15 protein-coding genes are annotated in these 17631 nt (G+C 67.4%); 5 read left to right on the top strand and 10 right to left on the bottom strand.

Going from position 1 to position 17631, the window contains the following annotated elements; all coding sequences use genetic code 11:
• Nucleotides 1-10 precede the first annotated feature (10 nt).
• Both NP3_RS20470 and NP3_RS20465 read left to right on the top strand, forming a co-directional pair.
• The gene (locus tag NP3_RS20470) at nucleotides 11-433 is read left to right on the top strand and encodes an ATP-binding protein (protein ID WP_040692115.1); all 423 of its coding nucleotides are present in this window, start codon (nucleotides 11-13) and stop codon (nucleotides 431-433) included.
• The gene (locus tag NP3_RS20465; RefSeq protein ID WP_084508727.1) at nucleotides 433-1290 is read left to right on the top strand and encodes an RNA polymerase sigma factor SigF; all 858 of its coding nucleotides are present in this window, start codon (nucleotides 433-435) and stop codon (nucleotides 1288-1290) included. The genes NP3_RS20470 and NP3_RS20465 overlap by 1 nt, the downstream gene beginning before the upstream one ends.
• Before the next feature lie 6 nt (nucleotides 1291-1296).
• On the opposite strand, the gene NP3_RS20460 is transcribed toward NP3_RS20465, so the two are convergent.
• The 4 genes from NP3_RS20460 to def all read right to left on the bottom strand — a co-directional run bounded on the left by NP3_RS20460 (nucleotide 1297) and on the right by def (nucleotide 5499).
• Nucleotides 1297-1641 carry an MmcQ/YjbR family DNA-binding protein gene (locus tag NP3_RS20460; protein WP_063043244.1) on the bottom strand — a complete coding sequence of 115 codons (345 nt, stop codon included), beginning with the start codon at nucleotides 1639-1641 and terminating at the stop codon, nucleotides 1297-1299.
• Between the two features lie 227 nt (nucleotides 1642-1868).
• Nucleotides 1869-3185 carry an RsmB/NOP family class I SAM-dependent RNA methyltransferase gene (locus NP3_RS20455; protein WP_063043243.1) on the bottom strand — a complete coding sequence of 439 codons (1317 nt, stop codon included), beginning with the start codon at nucleotides 3183-3185 and terminating at the stop codon, nucleotides 1869-1871.
• 827 nt (nucleotides 3186-4012) lie between these two features.
• Nucleotides 4013-4936: a methionyl-tRNA formyltransferase gene (gene fmt, locus NP3_RS20450; RefSeq protein ID WP_063043202.1), complete on the bottom strand. Its 924-nt coding sequence runs from the start codon at nucleotides 4934-4936 to the stop codon at nucleotides 4013-4015.
• Entirely contained in the window at nucleotides 4936-5499 is a 564-nt protein-coding gene (gene def, locus NP3_RS20445) for a peptide deformylase (RefSeq protein ID WP_063043201.1), read from the bottom strand. Before def ends, fmt begins: the two co-directional genes overlap by 1 nt.
• Nucleotides 5500-5727: 228 nt before the next feature.
• On the opposite strand from def, the gene NP3_RS20440 reads away from it, so the two are divergent.
• Together NP3_RS20440 and NP3_RS20435 are read left to right on the top strand one after the other, a co-directional pair.
• Nucleotides 5728-7122: an ATP-binding protein gene (locus NP3_RS20440; protein ID WP_063043200.1), complete on the top strand. Its 1395-nt coding sequence runs from the start codon at nucleotides 5728-5730 to the stop codon at nucleotides 7120-7122.
• Nucleotides 7119-9071, top strand: coding sequence for a vWA domain-containing protein (locus tag NP3_RS20435; protein ID WP_063043199.1), 1953 nt, complete (start codon nucleotides 7119-7121; stop codon nucleotides 9069-9071). The genes NP3_RS20440 and NP3_RS20435 overlap by 4 nt, the downstream gene beginning before the upstream one ends.
• Nucleotides 9072-9075: 4 nt before the next feature.
• Here NP3_RS20435 and NP3_RS20430 read toward each other — a convergent pair whose 3' ends face one another.
• The 5 genes from NP3_RS20430 to NP3_RS20410 all read right to left on the bottom strand — a co-directional run bounded on the left by NP3_RS20430 (nucleotide 9076) and on the right by NP3_RS20410 (nucleotide 13589).
• The gene (locus NP3_RS20430; RefSeq protein ID WP_063043242.1) at nucleotides 9076-10065 is read right to left on the bottom strand and encodes an NAD(P)-dependent alcohol dehydrogenase; all 990 of its coding nucleotides are present in this window, start codon (nucleotides 10063-10065) and stop codon (nucleotides 9076-9078) included.
• Nucleotides 10066-10192: 127 nt separating this feature from the next.
• Nucleotides 10193-10882 (bottom strand): TetR/AcrR family transcriptional regulator C-terminal domain-containing protein, encoded by a 690-nt coding sequence (locus tag NP3_RS20425; protein ID WP_245721042.1) that lies wholly within the window; start codon nucleotides 10880-10882, stop codon nucleotides 10193-10195.
• 91 nt (nucleotides 10883-10973) lie between these two features.
• Nucleotides 10974-11915 carry an esterase/lipase family protein gene (locus tag NP3_RS20420; RefSeq protein ID WP_084508731.1) on the bottom strand — a complete coding sequence of 314 codons (942 nt, stop codon included), beginning with the start codon at nucleotides 11913-11915 and terminating at the stop codon, nucleotides 10974-10976.
• A gap of 170 nt (nucleotides 11916-12085) precedes the next feature.
• Nucleotides 12086-12742, bottom strand: a complete 657-nt coding sequence (locus NP3_RS20415; RefSeq protein ID WP_063043196.1) for a PadR family transcriptional regulator — start codon at nucleotides 12740-12742, stop codon at nucleotides 12086-12088.
• A 256-nt stretch (nucleotides 12743-12998) separates the two neighbouring features.
• Nucleotides 12999-13589, bottom strand: coding sequence for a TetR/AcrR family transcriptional regulator (locus NP3_RS20410; protein ID WP_063043195.1), 591 nt, complete (start codon nucleotides 13587-13589; stop codon nucleotides 12999-13001).
• Nucleotides 13590-13662: 73 nt separating this feature from the next.
• Between NP3_RS20410 and NP3_RS20405 the strand changes: the two genes are divergently transcribed.
• Nucleotides 13663-14508: an NAD(P)H-binding protein gene (locus NP3_RS20405; protein ID WP_063043241.1), complete on the top strand. Its 846-nt coding sequence runs from the start codon at nucleotides 13663-13665 to the stop codon at nucleotides 14506-14508.
• Nucleotides 14509-14953: 445 nt separating this feature from the next.
• Here NP3_RS20405 and NP3_RS50510 read toward each other — a convergent pair whose 3' ends face one another.
• Complete coding sequence (locus NP3_RS50510; RefSeq protein ID WP_245721043.1) at nucleotides 14954-17518, bottom strand: primosomal protein N'; 2565 nt, start codon at nucleotides 17516-17518, stop codon at nucleotides 14954-14956.
• Between the last annotated feature and the right edge of the window lie 113 nt (nucleotides 17519-17631).

The following is a 17631-nucleotide window of genomic DNA, read 5'->3' as shown; positions in this document are numbered from 1 at the left end:
CCTGCATAGGGTGATCAACATTTCGGCGGAACAGGGGCTCTACAGCACCCCGGTGGAGATTCGGGTGGCTGCGTCGGTGACGCAGCTGCCGATCGTGCGCGGGCTCGCCGAAACACTGGTGCTGCTCAGCGATTTCACCCTCGACGAGGTGGCCGACATCCGGTTGGCCGTGGACGAGGTGTGCTCGACGCTGATCGCGGTCGCAGCACCGGCGACCAGCCTGCACTGCCGGTTCACCGTGGGTGACACCGAATTGCTCGTCAAGGTCACCGGCCTCGCCGGGACGGAGGGGCTGCCGGATCAGCGCAGCTTCGGCTGGCATGTGCTGCGCACCCTCACCGATGAAGTACAAGCGACACAGGACCCATTCGACTCGGCCGCATCCGGATATCCGACGACGGTGGAGTTCCGTCGGGTCCGGGGGAAAGCGTAGTGGCGGACGAGAACACCGTGTCCGACGCCCAGCGAGACGACGACGCCGAACCCGTGCTGACCGAAGAGGCCGCCGAGGAAGTCGAAACCCTCCAGGCGTCCGGCGCGGGGTACGACGATGTCGGCGCGCTATTCGAGCAGCTCGCCGCCAGTACGCCGGGTACCGCGCGGCATACCGCACTGCGTGCCGAGCTGATCGGCCGGTGCATTCCGCTCGCGGATCACATCGCCCGTAAATTCAGCGGGCGGGGTGAGCCGTTCGACGATCTCACGCAGGTGGCGCGGGTCGGCTTGGTGCACGCGGTGGACCGTTTCGATATTTCGCGCGGCTCGAACTTCCTGTCCTTCGCGGTGCCGACGATCATGGGTGAGGTTCGTCGCTATTTCCGCGACAACACCTGGGCCATGCGGGTACCGAGACGGGTGAAGGAGACCCATCTGCGCATCGGCGCGGCCATCGACGCGCTCTCGCAATCCCTCGGCCGCTCCCCGACCGCGAAAGAGATTGCGGCCGAACTCGATGTGGATCCCGACGAGGTGACCCAGGCCGTCATCGCGGGCAACGCCTACCAGCCGAGCTCCATCGATGCCGCCTCACTCGGGCGCGATACCGAGGCATCACTGCTGGACACCCTCGGCGAGGAGGAATCCCAATTCGACCGGGTGGAGGAGTATGTCGCGATCCGTCCGCTGCTCGCCGGACTTCCGGAACGCGAACGCCGCATCCTCACCATGCGGTTCTTCGAATCGATGACGCAGACCCAGATCGCCCAGCGCATGGGTATCTCGCAGATGCACGTCTCGCGTATTCTCGCGAAAACCCTTGCCCGGCTGCGCGAACAGTCGGCCCGCGACTGAGCGGAGTCAGCGTGCCTGCTGCTGTTTGCGGAGTTTCGCGGGCGCCGACAACCACCAGGCGGCGTCGAGCAGCTCGCGGAGTTGATCGGACTCGATCCGGTCGAGGTCGATGAGGATGTAGGGATATCCGTCATAGTGCGGGGTGGTGTAGAAGGCCGGGTCACCGGAGGCGAGCATGGCCTCCTTCTCCGCCATCTCGCACAGCAGCACGAGTCCCCCCTCGGCCTCCGACCGCAACCGCGCGAACCCCTTACCGCTCACCTTCAGCGCAGGGCTGCGCCACCACGTCGATTCCGCCACCTCGGGCAGTTCGGTCGCCAGCGCCACCACCTGCTCCCATGTCATCGCCATGCGATCAGTCTGCGCCGCCGAACTGCCCGAGTCTTGGACGAATGTCGCCTCGGAGTGTGGACCCGTGGTCTTTCCGAGCCGAGCGATGCAAGGCCCGCCGATGTTGATGCGGCACGCGTGCGGCGATGCAGCGAGCCATCCGGATGCGCGACAGACCGCAAGCGGCACAGACCCGTCACCGCTCGGTTGCCGAGCCGAATGCCGCTGGGCGCGCCTCCGATCAGGTGCTACTCCAAAGGCTTGCGCAAGGCGGCCAGGAACATGGCGTCGGTGCCGTGGCGGTGCGGCCATAGTTGGGCGCCGGGGCCGTCGCCCATATCGGTGACGCCGGGGAGGAGGTCGCGGGTGTCGAGTTGGATGGCGCCGGTGCGGCGGGCGGCGTCGGCGACAACGGCGACCGTCTCCAGCAGGTGGGGGGAGCAGGTCGAGTAGAGGACTACACCGCCGGGGCGCAGGAGATCCCATGCGGCGGTGAGGAGTTCGCGTTGCAGGACGACCAGTTCGGCGACGTCGGCGGGCGTGCGCCGCCAGCGGGCCTCCGGGCGGCGACGCAGTGCGCCCAGGCCGGTGCACGGTGCGTCGACGAGGATACGATCGTAGCCAGGAGTGAGGCCGCTATCGCGGCCGTCGGCGACGTGCACGTCGACGGGAAGGTCGTGGACGGTCTTGCGGACCAACTCGGCGCGGTGTTCTGCCGGTTCGACCGCGTCGACGCGGTGGCCGTCGATTGCGGCGATCGCGCCGAGCAGGGCCGCCTTGCCACCGGGTCCGGCACACAGGTCGAGCCAGCGGCCATTGTCCGGACCATCAAGTTCCGCTCGGGTCAGCGCGAGCGCGACGAGTTGACTACCCTCGTCCTGCACTGCCGCCATACCTTCGCGGACCGGCTCCAGCTTGCCGGGATCGCCGCCGCCGTCGAGATAGACCGCGTACGGCGACCACTTGCCTTCTTCGCCGCCCGTCACCAGGGCCAGTTCCTCGGCGGTGATATCGCCGGGACGAGCCACCAGGTGCACGATCGGACGAGCATCGTCGGCGGCCAGCACGTCCCGCAACTCCCCGGCCCGCGCGCCGAGCGCATCCGCGAATGCCTGCGCGATCCACACCGGATGCGCGAATTCGAATGCCAACCGGCCCACCGGATCTCGCGGCGCGAGCTCATCCACCCACTGGTCGACGGACTTCTCCCCCGCCCTCCGCAGCACGGCATTGACGAAACCCGCTTTGCCCGCACCGAACTCCGTGCGCGCCAATGCCACCGAGGTATCCACCGCCGCATGCGCCCCGATCCGGGTACGCAGCAACTGATACACCCCGAGCCGCAGCACATCCAGCAGCGGCCCATCGATATCGTCAACCGGCCGCCCAGCGCCCGCCGCGATCACCGCGTCCAGCAGCCCGAGTGAACGGCAGGCCCCGTAGGTCAGTTCAGTCGCCAACGCCGCATCCCGCCCCGAAATCCGCCGGTCGCGCAGCAGCCCTGGCAGCACCAGATTCGCGTAAGCCTCCCGCTCCCGGACCGCCCGCAAAACATCCCGCGCCACGAGCCGCACCGGATCGCCGTGTGCTGCTGAATCCTTTTGCCGCCCAGGACTTTTCGGCGCGTCTGCACGCCTGTCCGAAGTGCCGCCGGCTCGGCCTGCCGCTGCCGCCGAGCCCCGCGCACGATTCGAACGCCGCTCATCACCACCGGCAGCCTGTCGCCCCGCATTCGATCCGGCCGAACTCGACTTCGCCGAGTGGCTGGCCCGCCGCTGCCCGCCGGACCCCGCGTCGCTTTCGTGTGAACGGCCACGCCGCTCTGCCGCAGACGAGGGTCCCCCACGCCGGTCATCGCCAGACCGTCTCGCGTCCCGGGGGTTGTCATCCCGTGCCGAAGACCGCCTCATGGCATCGTCACGCCGCGCCGAATCGTCCCGCCGGTCAGCTCCACCGCGCCGCGCGCTGCCCTGCCAGCCACCGCGCACCGAGCCTTTGCCCTGCGCCGATCCCGAACCTTTGCCCTGCGCCGATCCCGAACCTTCGCGCTGCGCCGATCCCGAACCTTTGCCCTGCGCCGATCCCGAACCTTCGCGCTGCGCCGATCCCGAACCTTCGCGCTGCGCCGATCCCGAACCTTCGCGCTGCGGCGAGCCCGAACCTTCGCGCTGCGGAGAATTGTCTCCCGATGATGCGGACTTGCGCTGATCGGTCATATTCCGCCGCTCTGATTGGGTCCGCGGCGCATCGCCGCGGATCTGGTCGGTGCGCCACGGTCGGACTTTGTCGTCGCGCCGAATGGACTGCGAATTCTTCTGTTGTGCACCACTTTTCGCTGATGTCGCGCGGGCGAGCCAACCAGCGTCGACGGCGGACTTGCGATTCGGCGTGGTCACTCGACCACCGCACCGGGCTGCAGGCGCGCACCGCGCGCCCAGTCGAGGGCCGACATCATCCGTTTGCCTTGCGGCTGAACCTGATCGAGGCGGACCGCGGTGGTTGCGGTGCCGACGAAGACTCCGGACTTGTGGACCTCGATCGTCCGTTCCGGCAGGACTTCCTCGACCATCTCGACGGGACCGACCTTCAAGCGGGTGCCGTTCACCTCGGTCCAGGCACCGGGTGCGGGGGTGACCGCGCGAATGCGGCGGTTGATCGCCAGCGCGGGCTGATCCCAGCGGATGTGCCCGGCCTCGACCGGCACCTTGGGTGCATAGGAAACACCGTCTTGCGCCTGCGGAACCGCTTGCAGCGTCCCGTCTTCCACGCCGTCGAGCGTCTTCTCCAGCAGCACCGCCCCGGTGTTCGCGAGCCGATCGAGCAACGCGCCCGCGGTATCGGTCACCGCGACCTTCTCGGTCACCACGCCGAAGACCGGGCCGGTGTCCAGCCCCGCCTCGATCTGGAACGTGGACGCGCCGGTGATCTCGTCGCCCGCGTCGATCGCCGCCTGCACCGGAGCCGCGCCACGCCACGCGGGCAGCAGCGAGAAGTGCAGATTGATCCAGCCGAAGCGCGGAATATCGAGCACCTGCTGCGGCAGCAGCGCACCGTAGGCCACGACCGGACAGCAGTCGGGCGCCAGTTCGGTGAGCTGCTCGATGAATTCGGGTTCGGCCGGGCGCCGCGGCGTCAGCACGGGAATGCCGTGCTCATCGGCGAGCCGCCCGACCGGCGACCGCTGCACCTTGCGTCCGCGTCCAGCGATGGCATCGGGGCGGGTCAGCACGGCGAGCACCTCGTGCCGCTCCGAATCGATGAAACGCTGCAGCGACGGGACCGCCGGTTCCGGTGTGCCCGCGAAGACAATGCGCATCAGCGACCCCGTCCGAACGGTCCGGCCTCGGTCGAGCCGAGCGCACGCGAACTGCGCACGGTGATACCCGCGCTGAACCAATCGGATTCGCGAATGGTGCGCATCGCCTCCTTGCGCTGCGCGGGATCGAGCCGATCGATGAACAGCACACCATCCAAATGATCGGTCTCGTGCTGTACGCAGCGGGCCAGCAGGCCCTCGGCCGCCAATTCCACCGGCTCACCGTTCACATCGACACCGGCGGCCCGCACCCGCAGCGCGCGGCGCGTGTCATAGCGCAGCCCGGGGATCGACAGGCAGCCCTCGGGCCCGACCTGCTCCTCCGCACCCACTACCTCATAGGTCGGATTGATCAGATGCCCCCTGGCGTCCTCGGTGTCGTAGACGAAAACCCGCAGCCCGACGCCGATCTGCGGCGCGGCCATCCCGACCCCGCCGTCATCGTGCATGGTCTCGGTCAGGTCGGTGACCAACTGCCGCAGCTCACGATCGAATTCGGTGACCTCCGCCGCACGTGATCGCAGGATGGGATCGCCGAAGAGGCGAACGGGCTGAATGGTCACGGCGGCGGCTCCCCAAAACGATGAACACGGTCGATTCATTCTAGAGAGAGACACCGTTCACACCGATCTCCCCGACCGAACGGGAAAAAGCTGGTAGAACTCCAATGCGGTCCGGGCGGGGTGTTCACCCCTCCGCCCGGCCGCCTGTGCTTGTCAAGCTTATTTCCGGCTTGTTTCCAAGCACGCTGAACGTCGACCGCGTCGCTGAACCGACGTAGCGTCGATGGGGTGATTGTTCCTGAGCACCTGCCGACCACCGTCGGCGAGTTGCGCGCGGGCGGCCATCTGCCGCGCAGCGTGAAGTCCGAGATTCGCGAGAACCTGTTGTCCCGGTTGGGTTCCGGCGACGATCCGTGGCCGGGCATCGTCGGCTTCGATCGGACCGTCCTGCCGCAACTGGAACGTGCGCTGCTGGCCGGGCACGATGTCGTACTGCTCGGTGAGCGCGGCCAGGGCAAGACCCGGCTGCTGCGCACCATGATCGGCCTGCTCGACGAGTGGACACCCGTCATCGCGGGTACCGAACTGGGCGAGCATCCGCTGGCGCCGATCAGCCCGGCCGGTCGCCGATCGGCCGAGGAGTTGGGCGACGACCTGCCGGTCACCTGGCGGCACCGCTCCGAGCGTTACGCGGAGAAGCTCGCAACTCCGGACACCTCGGTCGGTGACCTGATCGGCGATGTCGACCCGGTCAAGGTGGCCGAGGGCCGCAGCCTCGGCGATCCCGAGACCATCCACTTCGGGCTCGTACCGCGCGCGCACCGCGGCATCGTCGCCATCAACGAATTGCCCGATCTCGCCGAACGCATCCAGGTCGCGCTGCTGAATGTGATGGAGGAGCGCGATATCCAGGTCCGTGGTTACACCCTCCGACTACCCCTGGATGTGCTGCTCGTCGCCACCGCCAACCCCGAGGACTACACCAACCGCGGCCGGATCATCACCCCGCTCAAGGACCGGTTCGGCGCGGAGATCCGCACCCACTATCCGCTGAGTGTCCCGGCCGAGGTGGCGCTGGTCCGGCAGGAGGCCGAATTGGTGGCCGAGGTCGGCGACCCGCTGATCGAGGTGCTCGCCCGGTTCGTGCGGCACCTGCGCGAATCGTCCGCGATCGACCAGCGCTCCGGCGTGTCCGCGCGATTCGCGGTGGCCGCCGCCGAGACGGTGGCGGCTGCCGCACTGCGCAGATCGGCGCTCACCGGCGAGCGTCCCGCCGTCGCGCGACCCGTCGACCTCGAATCCGTGCCCGCGGTATTGCGCGGCAAGCTGGAATTCGAGTCCGGGGAGGAAGGCCGTGAGCAGGAACATCTCACACATCTGATGCGGCGTTCGTTCGCCGAGGCCGGGAGTGCGCTGCTCGGTGGGCTGAATCTGCGACCGTTGGCGGAGGCGGTCGGCGACGGCCATCTGGTCACCACCGGCGAACGCGTCCCGGGCAAGGATATGCTCTCCGCGCTGCCGGAACTGCCTGTCCTGCACGAGGTCGCGCGTCGGCTCGGCGTCGGCGCCGACGAACCGGCGGCCCGCATCGCGTCTGCGGTCGAATTCGCGCTGGAAGCCCTTTATCTGGCTCGTCAGATAGCCAAGGACTCCGACGGCGGCGTCGCGGTATACGGCTCATGACCGCCCCCGACCGCTACGCCTACGGGCCCTATCACGATGGACCCGATCCGCTGGCGCCTCCGCTCGATCTGCGCGAGGCGCTGGACCAGATCGGGCGCGACGTGATGGAGGGCAGCTCCCCCCGCACCGCACTGGAGGAGTTGCTGCGGCGCGGTATGCGAGAAATGCGAGGGCTCGATGAGCTCACCCGGCAGGTGTGGCAGCGCCGCGCCGAGATCAGTAGACGGCACCGGCTCGACGGCACCCTGCAACAGGTCCGTGAACTGCTGGAACAGGCTCTGAAAGCCGAACGCCGCGAGCTATTTCCGGATCCCTCCGATGACGCCAGGTTCGCCGAGGCACAGCTGGACGCATTGCCGCCGAGCACCGCGGCCGCCGTCAACGAGCTCGCCGAATACCAATGGCGCTCCGAGACCGGTAGGGAGAACTACCAGAAGATCCGCGACCTGCTCGGACAGGAACTGCTCGAATCCCGGTTCCAGGGCATGAAACAGGCACTGGAGAACACCGCTCCGCAGGATGTCGAGCGCGTCGGACGGATGCTGTCCGATCTGAACAACCTGCTCGCGGCGCATGCGCGAGGCGAGAACACCGAACAGCAATTCGCCGAATTCATGGCCGAGCACGGCGAATTCTTCCCGGAGAATCCGCGCAATACCGACGAACTGATCGACGCGCTCGCCGCCAGGTCCGCCGCTGCCCAACGCATGTTGAACTCGATGTCCGCCGAGCAGCAAGCCGAACTGGCCGAGCTGATCGGGCAGGCATTCGGCGATCCACGCATTGCCCAGCAGGTCGCCGCCCTCGACGCCGCGCTGCGGGCGCTGCGGCCGGGCGAGGACTGGGACTCCGCCCAGCGGTTTCGCGGCAACGATCCATTGGGCCTGGGTGCGGGCACCCAAGCCCTGCAGGATCTCGCCGAACTCGACGCGCTCGCCGAACAGCTCAGCCAGTCCTATCCGGGCGCCAGCCTCGAGGATATCGATCTGGACGCCTTGGCCCGCCAACTCGGCGACGACGCGAGCGTGGATGCCGCCCGGTTGGCCGAACTGGAACGCGAACTGCGCAGACAGGGCGTATTCGAACGAGCACCGGACGGCTCACTTCGGTTGACGCCCAAGGCTCTACGACGGCTCGGTGAGACCGCGCTGCGCGATGTCATCGGGCGGTTGCGGTCCCGTCGCGGCGAGCGGGATACCCGATTGGCCGGTGCGGCGGGCGAGCCGACCGGCGCCACCCGGGCATGGCAGTTCGGCGATACCGAACCGTGGGACGTGCCGAGGACCGTGCGCAACGCGGTGCTGCGGTCGATGTCGGTCGGCCGTCGCGGCGTCACGCTCGATGTGTCCGATGTCGAGATCATGGAAACCGAGCAGCGCTCCCGGGCCGCCGTTGCGCTCTGCGTCGACACCTCGTGGTCGATGGTGCAGGAGGGCAGGTGGCTGCCGATGAAGCGCACTGCCCTCGCGGTGCATCAGTTGATCAGCACCCGGTTCCGCTCCGACGCACTGAGCCTGATCACCTTCGGCCGGCACGCCACCACCGTCGATATCGGCGAACTGACTGCGCTGGAAGGCGTTTGGGAACAGGGCACCAACCTGCACCACGCATTGCTGCTGGCCGCACGCCATTTGCGCAGGCATCCGGACGCGGTGCCCGTCGTGCTCGTCGTGACCGATGGCGAGCCGACCGCGCACCTGGAATCGAACGGTGCGGCGTACTTCAATTGGCCGACCGCACCGCGCACCCTGGCCGTGACAATGGCCCAGGTCGACGCCTTGGCCAAGCTCGGCGCATCGGTCACCGTCTTCATGCTCGGCGAGGACCCGAGCCTGGCCGCATTCGTCGATTTGGTGGCCCGCCGCAGCGGCGGTCGCGTCGTCGCCCCGGACCTGGACGGACTCGGCGCCGCCGTGGTCAGCGACTACCTGCACGGCAGGCGCGGTTGATCCGCTAGTCGTCGACCACGACCACCTTTCCGGTGGCGTGGCCGTCCTCCTGGTAGCGCACGGCCGCCGGGATTTCGGTGAAGGGATAGGTCCGGTCGATGACCGGGGTGATCTTTCCGTCCTCGATGAGCTCGGTAAGCGCGAGGAGGTTTTCCCTGTTCCGAGTGCATCGGGTCACCTCCGCCAGCGCGACTCGCTGCGAGATGAAGGGCGCGAGCGCCAACGCCGCGAACATCCGCCCGGCGGGTTGCACCCAACGACCCGCCGGACCGCCGACCGCGACATAGGCGCCCTTGGCGGTCAGCACCCGGCGACATGCCGACATCGAGCGGCTTCCCGCGATATCCACCAGCAGGTCGTAGCGCTGCCCGTTGCGCGTGAAATCCGCTGCGGTGTAGTCGATTACCGCATCCGCACCGAGCGAGCGGATCAGCTCGGTGTTCCGCGTGCCACAGATGCCGGTGACCACCGCGCCGAACGCATGCGCGAGTTGTACGGCGAATGTGCCGACACCTCCCGACGCGCCATTGATCAATACCCGCTGCCCGGCTTGGATCCGTCCCTCGTCACGCAGGGCCACCAGCGCGGTATTGGCCGCCAGCGGTACCGCGGCCGCCTGCTCGAATGACAGGTTCTTCGGCTTCGGCGCCAATTCACTTTCCCGGACACAGACGTACTCGGCGAAGCCACCCCCTTTGAGCATCGCGAATACCTCGTCACCGGGCTGGAATCCGGTCACGGCCTTGCCGACAGCTTCGACCACCCCCGCCACGTCCGCGCCGAGGATGGCGATGGACGGCTTGCGCAATCCGACGCCGCCACCCATCAGCCGCGCGATATACGGCTCGCCGCGTAGGAAGTGCCAGTCATAGGGCTGGACCGAAGTGGCACGCACCCGAACCAACACCTCGTCGTCGGCGGGTACCGGCTGGTCGATATCGGTGAGAGTCAGCTGTTCCGGTGGTCCGAATGCGCGAAGGACATAGGCCTTCATCATGTTCTCCTCAGATCTCGGCACCGAGACGCCACCCGCGCTCATGAGCCTTACAACGTAAGGTACCCTTACGTTGTAAGGCTCGTCAATGGCTGCCGCGAGGCACGCCGACCGAAGTCGTTGCAGATCAAGCAGTCTCACGCAGACGGTCGAGACCGTCGAGAATCAGATCGAGCGCGAATTCGAATTCGAATTGGTCATCACACCAACCCAGCGTCGAGTCCGGATCGTCGTGGGCGACCTCTCGCAACATCCCGACCAGGTTCGGGAGCGCCTCGGCCATTCCGTCGAGCGCGGCCATGGCTTCGGCATCCATCGGTCCGTCGCCGGGATCGAACAACTCCTGGGTGAAACCCAGTGCCCGACTACCGAGCACATGCATCGCATGGTGGGTCTGGTCGTAGGAGAAGCCGCCTTCGCGCATCAGCCCGAGCAGGCCGTCGTAGTAGCGCAGCACGGCCTGGCTGGTATTGGTCCGCGTCTGGAATACACCGGGCGCCCACGGATGTCGGAGCAGCACCTCGCGTGCGGACAGAATCCGCTGCCGCACGGCCTGCTTCCACGCGGTACCGGCAGCGGGCACATCGATGTCGGCAACGACCTCGTTGATCTCCCCCGCGATGACGTCGACGACGCCGTCCAGCACGTCTTCCTTGTTGGCCACGTGGTGATATAGCGACATCGCCTCGACCCCGAGCAGTTCCGCCAACCGACGCATAGTCAGCGCTTCGATACCACTCGTGTCAGCGACGCCGATCGCCGTGGAAAGTACTCGCATCCGGCTCAATGGGATTCGAGACTCGACTTCGGCCGCCACTTACGCATCCTCCCATACGGCGTAAGTCCGGCATGGACAGCTGCGCCGGGCGGAGGGTCGATACCTCCGCCCGGTCGCCCGAACTGCGCGTTCAGGAATGTCCGGCGATGATGACCTCGGGAATGCCGGTGCCGAGCGGCACCTCTCGGCACGTCGGAGCCGGTGCGTGGACCGGATCCAGCGTCCGCAGCAACAGTTCCTGCACGAACGGGTCGTAGACCATGTGGAAGTGACCGGTCTGGTCGATCGCGCATTCGTCCTGCAGTGCGATGTTCTCCACGTTCGGGCCGTGCAGTGCGATATTGCTGAACGGCTGGATCATCTCGTCGACTCGGCTGCCGATGGTCACGTAGTGCGGGCCGGGCACGGTGTCACCGCCCGCATTCAGTTCGATCATCAGCGGCGAGCCCTGCACCTGCTGCACCGCCGCGAGTGAGGTGACCTGCGCAAAGGCTTGCAGCGCACCCGGAATCGACTGCGCCACCGGCACCAGCCCATACATCACCCCGCCGTAGCTCGGCGACGCGAGGCCGATCCACTGACCGACCTTCGGCGCGCCACCGAGCTTGTTCACGTAGTAGCGAGTGACGTTGGCGCCCTGGGAAAATCCGACGATATCGACCTGGGTGGCATTGGTGGCGGCCAGTACCTGGTCGACGAATGCGCCGAACTGATAGGCGCTCACCCACATGTCCTCGGTGCCCCAGGTGTCTTTGCCCGGTGCACCGCCATAGTTGAGCGCGAAGACACAGAAGCCGAGCGCCGAGATCTGCGGCCCGATGGCCGCCCAGTCGGAGTACGCCGAGGAATCGGTGCCGTGCGCCAGGACGACCGGGCGAGGATGCTCGGCGGTCGGCTTGCAGTCGAAGTTGTTGGTACCAGCCGGGGCAACGTTCTTGTGCGCCTTCTGATACACCGCCGCGGCCAGATGGTCCGATTGGGACGGACCGATTTGGGTGGGCACATCCGGCGGCCGATATCCGGCGATCTGGGCACTAACCGGCGCGGGATCAGCTGGTTCGGCACCCGCCATGGGTGCCGCGCCGGAGCCGACGAAGACGGCTCCGGCCAAGACACCGGCAGACACCACGCGCCTGAACTGTGATACTCCCCAACCCCACTGACCGCTCGGCTGTTCCATATCACAATGATGTACCCGATCCGCTCGAAAAGTGCACGCTCAGGCGGCGTTTCACACTGCCATCACTTTTCGGGGGCGTCGTCCTCGGCGAGAATGCGGTATAGCGATTTACGCGCCTCGGTAAGCACCTCCGCGGCCCGAGCCGCCTGCTGCGGAGTACCCGCCGCCGCGACCTGAGCGGCCGCACCCATCAGCTGTCCGATCAGCGCGCGCAGATCCATCGCCTGAGTGCCCACGTCTTCCTTGACATCGGCCCAGGGATCGCCGAGTTCGTCCCGATGCTCGACGACATAGGTCTCGCCCGCGTCGGTGAGCTTCGCGGTCTTGCGACCGGCGACCTTCTCGATGAGCACCAGACCCTCGTCCTCGAGCTGCGCGAGCGCGGGGTAGATGGATCCCGGGCTCGGGCGCCAGACATCGTCGCTGCGCTCCCTGATCTGCTGGATCAGCTCGTAACCGTGCATCGGACGCTCGGTGAGCAGCAACAACACCGCGGCACGCACGTCACCGCGCCTGCCCCGGCCACCGCGGCCGCGCCCACGTCCGAATCCCGGACCGAAGCCGGGCCCGAAACCAGGACCGAAGCCCGGTCCGAACTCGGGTCCGAAACCGTGCCGCCCACCGCGGCGATGCTGGCGACGACCGGCGTCGCCCTCGTCGTGACCAGGCTTCCGCCAGCGGCCGCGACCTCTGAATTCTCCGTATTCGATGTTCTCCATGTCAGCCTCCTCAGGCTCCCGTGTATATCTCACGCTATCGACGATATATCGGCAATGCATCGCATGCAAGGGTGACCGGCGACACGAACCGACCGGGCGCTCTGAAACGAGGAATGGGCCGCACATCGGTCGATGCGCGGCCCGCGTAGGGAGTTGTCACATGAGCGGGTTGTCCCCGTGGAGCAAGTCACCACCGAATGTCGCGCGGCAAGTCGAAGCGCCAGAATACGAACTCCCCATCTCTTTCCGCTTCCGGTTATGGCGCAAGCGAATCGATCCAGCGCTCGAGCCGATGCCCCTCGGTCACCATCAGTTCCGGATCGCGGAAGGTATTGGTCAGCAACGAAATCCCCTGATAGGCAGCGAACAGCGCAACCGCGAGCTCCCGCGCATCCACGCGACCCATTGCCATGAACTGCCGTTCGATCCAGTCGAGCAGCGTGCGAATACTCGCCGCCGATGCCAACTCCAGGCCGTCGCCACGTTTACCCAGCTCCGAGGCCAGAGTTCCAGTGGGGCAACCGAATCGCACGGCGCGGTCACGCTGGTCCACCCAGCCGCGGACCAGCGCCTTCAGCCGGTCTTGCGGCTCGTCGCACTGCTCGAGCGTGGTGATCAGCTCCTGCAGCGTCTGCGCATGCGCGCCGAGTGCCGCCTCGACCAGCTGATCCTTGGTCTTGAAGTAGTAGTACACATTGCCGAGCGGAACATCGGCGACCCGCGCGATATCGGCGATCGTTGTCTTCTCGACGCCCTGCTCGTGGAACACCTGGGCGGCCGCGGCGGCAAGGCGTTCACGCTTGCCCGCCTTGGGTGTCCCGCGCCGACCTTCGACTGAGTTAGTCACACAACTAACTATAGACAAGCGCCAGACCATCGGCTACGTTCATTTAAGTCAGTCAACTAACTCAGGAGTGAATGTGATCGTAGTGACCGGAGCGACCGGCAATATCGGACGCACCCTCGTGCGGCACCTCGCCGGCGCCGGTGAGCAGGTGACCGCCGTATCCCGCGGGAATCAGGACATCGTCGTGCCCGACGGCGTGCGGCATCGGCGGGCCGATCTCGCCGATCCCGAAAGCCTCTCCCCCGCAGTCGAAAACGCGGATGCGCTCTTCCTGCTGCTGACCGGGCCGCAGCTGGTGACCGGACCGGATCCGGCGCGGTTCGTCGAGGTCGCCGCGGCGGGTGGGGTCAAGAAGGTGGTGCTGCTGTCGTCGCAGGCGACGGGTACCCGGCCAGGACTGGCCGCACATGCGCGACTCCATGTGTTCGAGTCCGCGCTGCAGCGATCGGAGTTCGACTGGACGATTCTGCGGCCCACCGGATTCTTCTCCAACACCTACGCGTGGATCGAGTCGATCCGGGCCGAGCAGGTGATTGCCGCACCCTTCGCCGATACCGCACTGCCCGCTATCGATCCGGAAGATATCGCCGAGGTCGCCGCAATCGTATTGCGCACGGACGGCCACTCCGGACGTACCTATGAACTGACCGGTCCCGCCGCGATCAGTCCGCGCCAGCAGGCCCAAGCCGTCGAAGAGGCGGTGGGAATTTCGCTGCAATTCGTCGAATTGACCCGCGAACAGGCGCGTTCCGGCATGTTGCGATTCATGCCGGAGGATGTCGCGGACGGCACGCTCGATATCCTCGGCACGCCGACACCGGCCGAGCAGCAGGTCAGCACCGATGTCGAGCGGGTGCTCGGACGGCCCGCGACATCGTATGCCGAATGGGCGCAGCGCAATCGCGCCATCTTCGGCTGACGTCTCACCACCAACTCGAATCTGCTACTCGCGCTTGCGATCTTGCACACGCCGAGGGCGAGCAACTGGTCGTCGAGGTAGAAGTGTCGCCGCGAGAGACGATCACCACCACTGGCTATGAGCTGCGCATGACGGGTACCGGCACACCTTGTGCCGATACCGCCGACAAAGGCGTGTCAGTGGTGATGGTCGCGCCAGCTGCGGGGCTGCACGGGGGTCGCGGCGGGACGGGTGCACTGCGGCACAGGGCGGCTGGTCGGGCCCCAGGTGGCGTTCCCGGCCGCGCCCGCGCGCCAGGACTGTTCCGAGGGGCTACGTCCCTCGGGGTTGTCCTCGCACGCCTCGCCGCGGCCGTAGGCGTCATGTCGAGCAGGCCGCGGGACCCGTTGACCCGCTCGTTGCCACGGCCCGTCGCGGCGGTGAGTGCCAGGCGCTCGTTGGGGGATCAGCCGATGTCGACCGGGTCGATTTGGACGCGGAGGGGGGCGTCGGAGCGGTGGGTGCTGCGGACGGCCTGGGCGGCCGTGAGAGCGCGGGCGAGGGCGGCGCCGGAGGTGCGGTGCACGCGCAGAAGCATGCGTTCGACTTCGGCGGAGGTATCGCCGCTGTCGAAGGGTTTGCGGGCGCCGGGTGGGAGGGGTACCGGGCCGAGGATGTCGACATTGCCGGGAAGCTTTGCGGCGGAGAGCAATTCGGCGATGGAGTCGGAGGTGCCGTCGATGGCGGCCATGCGGACGGCGGGTGGAAAGCCGACCTCGGCGCGGGCGGCCACCTCGGCGCGGGCGTGGCCGACCGGATCCCAGCGCAGTAGCGCCTGGACGGTGGGTAGCGAAGGTTCGGCCATCACGATGACCTGGCCGTGATTGCGCACCAGGGTGGCCGCCGACATCCAGCGGCGCAGGGTGTCCTCGGCGGCGCGCAGGTCAGCGCGGCTCAGCAGCGCCCAACCGTCGAGTAGCAATGCGACGCCGTAGCCGCCGGGCAGCACCGGTTCGGCGCCGACGGTCGCCACGATCACCTGAGGTCCCGGTTCCACCGTGTCGAGTACCGCGCCGCCGCTGGATCCGCGAATCGGTACGCCGGGAAAGGCCCGACCGAGTTCCTCGGCGGTCCGGGCCGCACCGATCACCACCGCACGTAGCGCTCTGGAAGCACAAGCCGGACAACGGAAGGCGGCCTCGGTGATACCGCACCAGCGGCATGCTGGACTGTGCGCGGTGTCGGCGCGATGCCCAGCTCGCCCGTCCGGCAAGGAAAGTGGGCCATTGCAGTGCCGACATCGTGCGGGCGTACGGCATTTCGCGCAGGCCAGCGCCGGAATGTATCCGCGCCGCGGCACCTGCACCAGCACCGCGGCACCTTCCTTCAGCGCGGATCGCGCGGCAGCGTAACCAACGGCGGGAATGCGGACCGCGCGCGCGACCGGGTCACGCTCCATCGCGATATCGGAATCACCCGGTGCGCTGATGCGCGGGGAGAATTTGCGCACCATCGCACGATCGGCGACCAGATCGTGCGCCCACCCCGAATCGACCACGGCCTGGATCTCCGCCGTCCGCGCGAATCCGGCCGCGACGAATGCCGCCCCGGTGTCATGTGCCCGCAGCATCGCGACCTCGCGCGCATGCGGATACGGCGCCCGAGGTTCGGCATAGGTGTCGTCGCCGTCGTCCCAGATCGCGATCAACCCGAGATCAATTGTGGGAGCGAACACCGCACTGCGCGTCCCGACAATCACCCGCGCGGTTCCCCGCAATGCCGCCAACCACCGCCGATACCGCGCGGCCGGCCCCAACCCCGCAGCCAACCCGACCGCCGAATCCCCGACCAGCCGAACACATTCCGCCAGCACGCGATCCAGATCCCGCTGATCCGGGACCATCAGAATCGCGCTACGCCCCCGCCCCACGACAACCGCCGCCAATTCCGCCAGCCGTCGCGCCCAATCCTCCCCCGGCACCGCCTGCCACCCCGCCCGCACCCCTTTCCCCTGCCCGAGCGCCGACACAAACGCCGCCCCGTGGATGTACCGTTCCCACGGCCGCAGTTCCACACCGTCCGGCATACCGGTGCCGCCCGAATCAGCCAGCACCGCAACAACATTTGCCGATTCGTCAGCCACGACAGCGCGTTCACCCACCGGCGCGTCAGCGTCCTCGGGTTCCGCCTCCACTCGTCCGTCGGCGGCAGCGACACCGTCCTGCCGTGCCGATGTCACGGCACCAGAATCCACCACCGATTCGATCGAATCCGCCGACAGCGACTCCGATCCAGCACCAGCAGCCGTCACATGACCGTCCGAGCACGAAGACACCGGAGCAGTACCGAACCGATCGCGAACGTCGACTGCCTCGTCCTCGCCACCCACCGTCGGAGCATCGACGGAATGCTCGAGCGCCGCGACCGCATCGTCGGACACAGCGGATTCGACAGAATCAGCCCATGTCGGCGAATCACCCACCGTCGGCAGGTCACGCGAATCCGCCACCGCCGCTGCGGTATTCGGAGTTCCAGCAGGCCCGACAGCATCAGCAGCCAAAGCTGGCGAGTCAGTTACCAGCGCGGGATCTGGCGACGGTGAACCGGGCGAGGACGGGGCGGCCGCCGTCGTCGCGCCCCCGTTCTCGGTGCGCGCATGCCGGGGCGGGATCGCGAGCCGCAGAACATCCGCGCGGGTCCCTGCGTAGCGGGCGGCCACGGCGGTGGCCAGCTTCAGGATTTCCGGGGTCAGGACGCGTTCGGCGGAGACCACGCGTTCGAGTTTGACCATTTTCCCGGTGTGGTCGCTGTGGGACAGGCGGGCCAGCAGATACCCGTCGACGAGGCGGCCCGCGAAACGGACGCGGACTCGGACGCCGGGTTGGGCGATTTCGTCCAGCTCAGGAGGAACCAGATAGTCGAAGTCGCGGTCCAGGTGAGCAGGCGACAGCAGCGGGAGCACCCGGGCGATCGGGTGTCCCGCTGCTGTCGAATCGTGCGTTGCCGTGGCTCCCGCCCCTGCGGAAGCCACGGCGGTGAGGTCCGCTGTGGGTTCGTGCACGCGGGCCCCCGATATGCCTACAGACCCACGGCTGCGCGCAGCTTATCGGCGCGCATCAGGCAGGGCTTCCCATTGCAGGTCCG

Source organism: Nocardia pseudovaccinii NBRC 100343 (assembly GCF_001613225.1).
GTDB classification, from domain to species: Bacteria; Actinomycetota; Actinomycetes; order Mycobacteriales; family Mycobacteriaceae; genus Nocardia; species Nocardia pseudovaccinii.
This window is presented reverse-complemented; position numbering and strand designations above follow the sequence as displayed.

What these genes read in the sequence shown, in the direction of transcription:
- fmt (WP_063043202.1), bottom strand. Translation starts at nt 4,936, where the DNA reads ATGCGCATTGTCTTCGCGGGCACACCGGAACCGGCGGTCCCGTCGCTG.
- NP3_RS20420 (WP_084508731.1), bottom strand. Translation starts at nt 11,915, where the DNA reads ATGGCGGGTGCCGAACCAGCTGATCCCGCGCCGGTTAGTGCCCAGATC.
- NP3_RS20460 (WP_063043244.1), bottom strand. Translation starts at nt 1,641, where the DNA reads ATGGCGATGACATGGGAGCAGGTGGTGGCGCTGGCGACCGAACTGCCC.
- NP3_RS20430 (WP_063043242.1), bottom strand. Translation starts at nt 10,065, where the DNA reads ATGAAGGCCTATGTCCTTCGCGCATTCGGACCACCGGAACAGCTGACT.
- NP3_RS20435 (WP_063043199.1), top strand. Translation starts at nt 7,119, where the DNA reads ATGACCGCCCCCGACCGCTACGCCTACGGGCCCTATCACGATGGACCC.
- NP3_RS20415 (WP_063043196.1), bottom strand. Translation starts at nt 12,742, where the DNA reads ATGGAGAACATCGAATACGGAGAATTCAGAGGTCGCGGCCGCTGGCGG.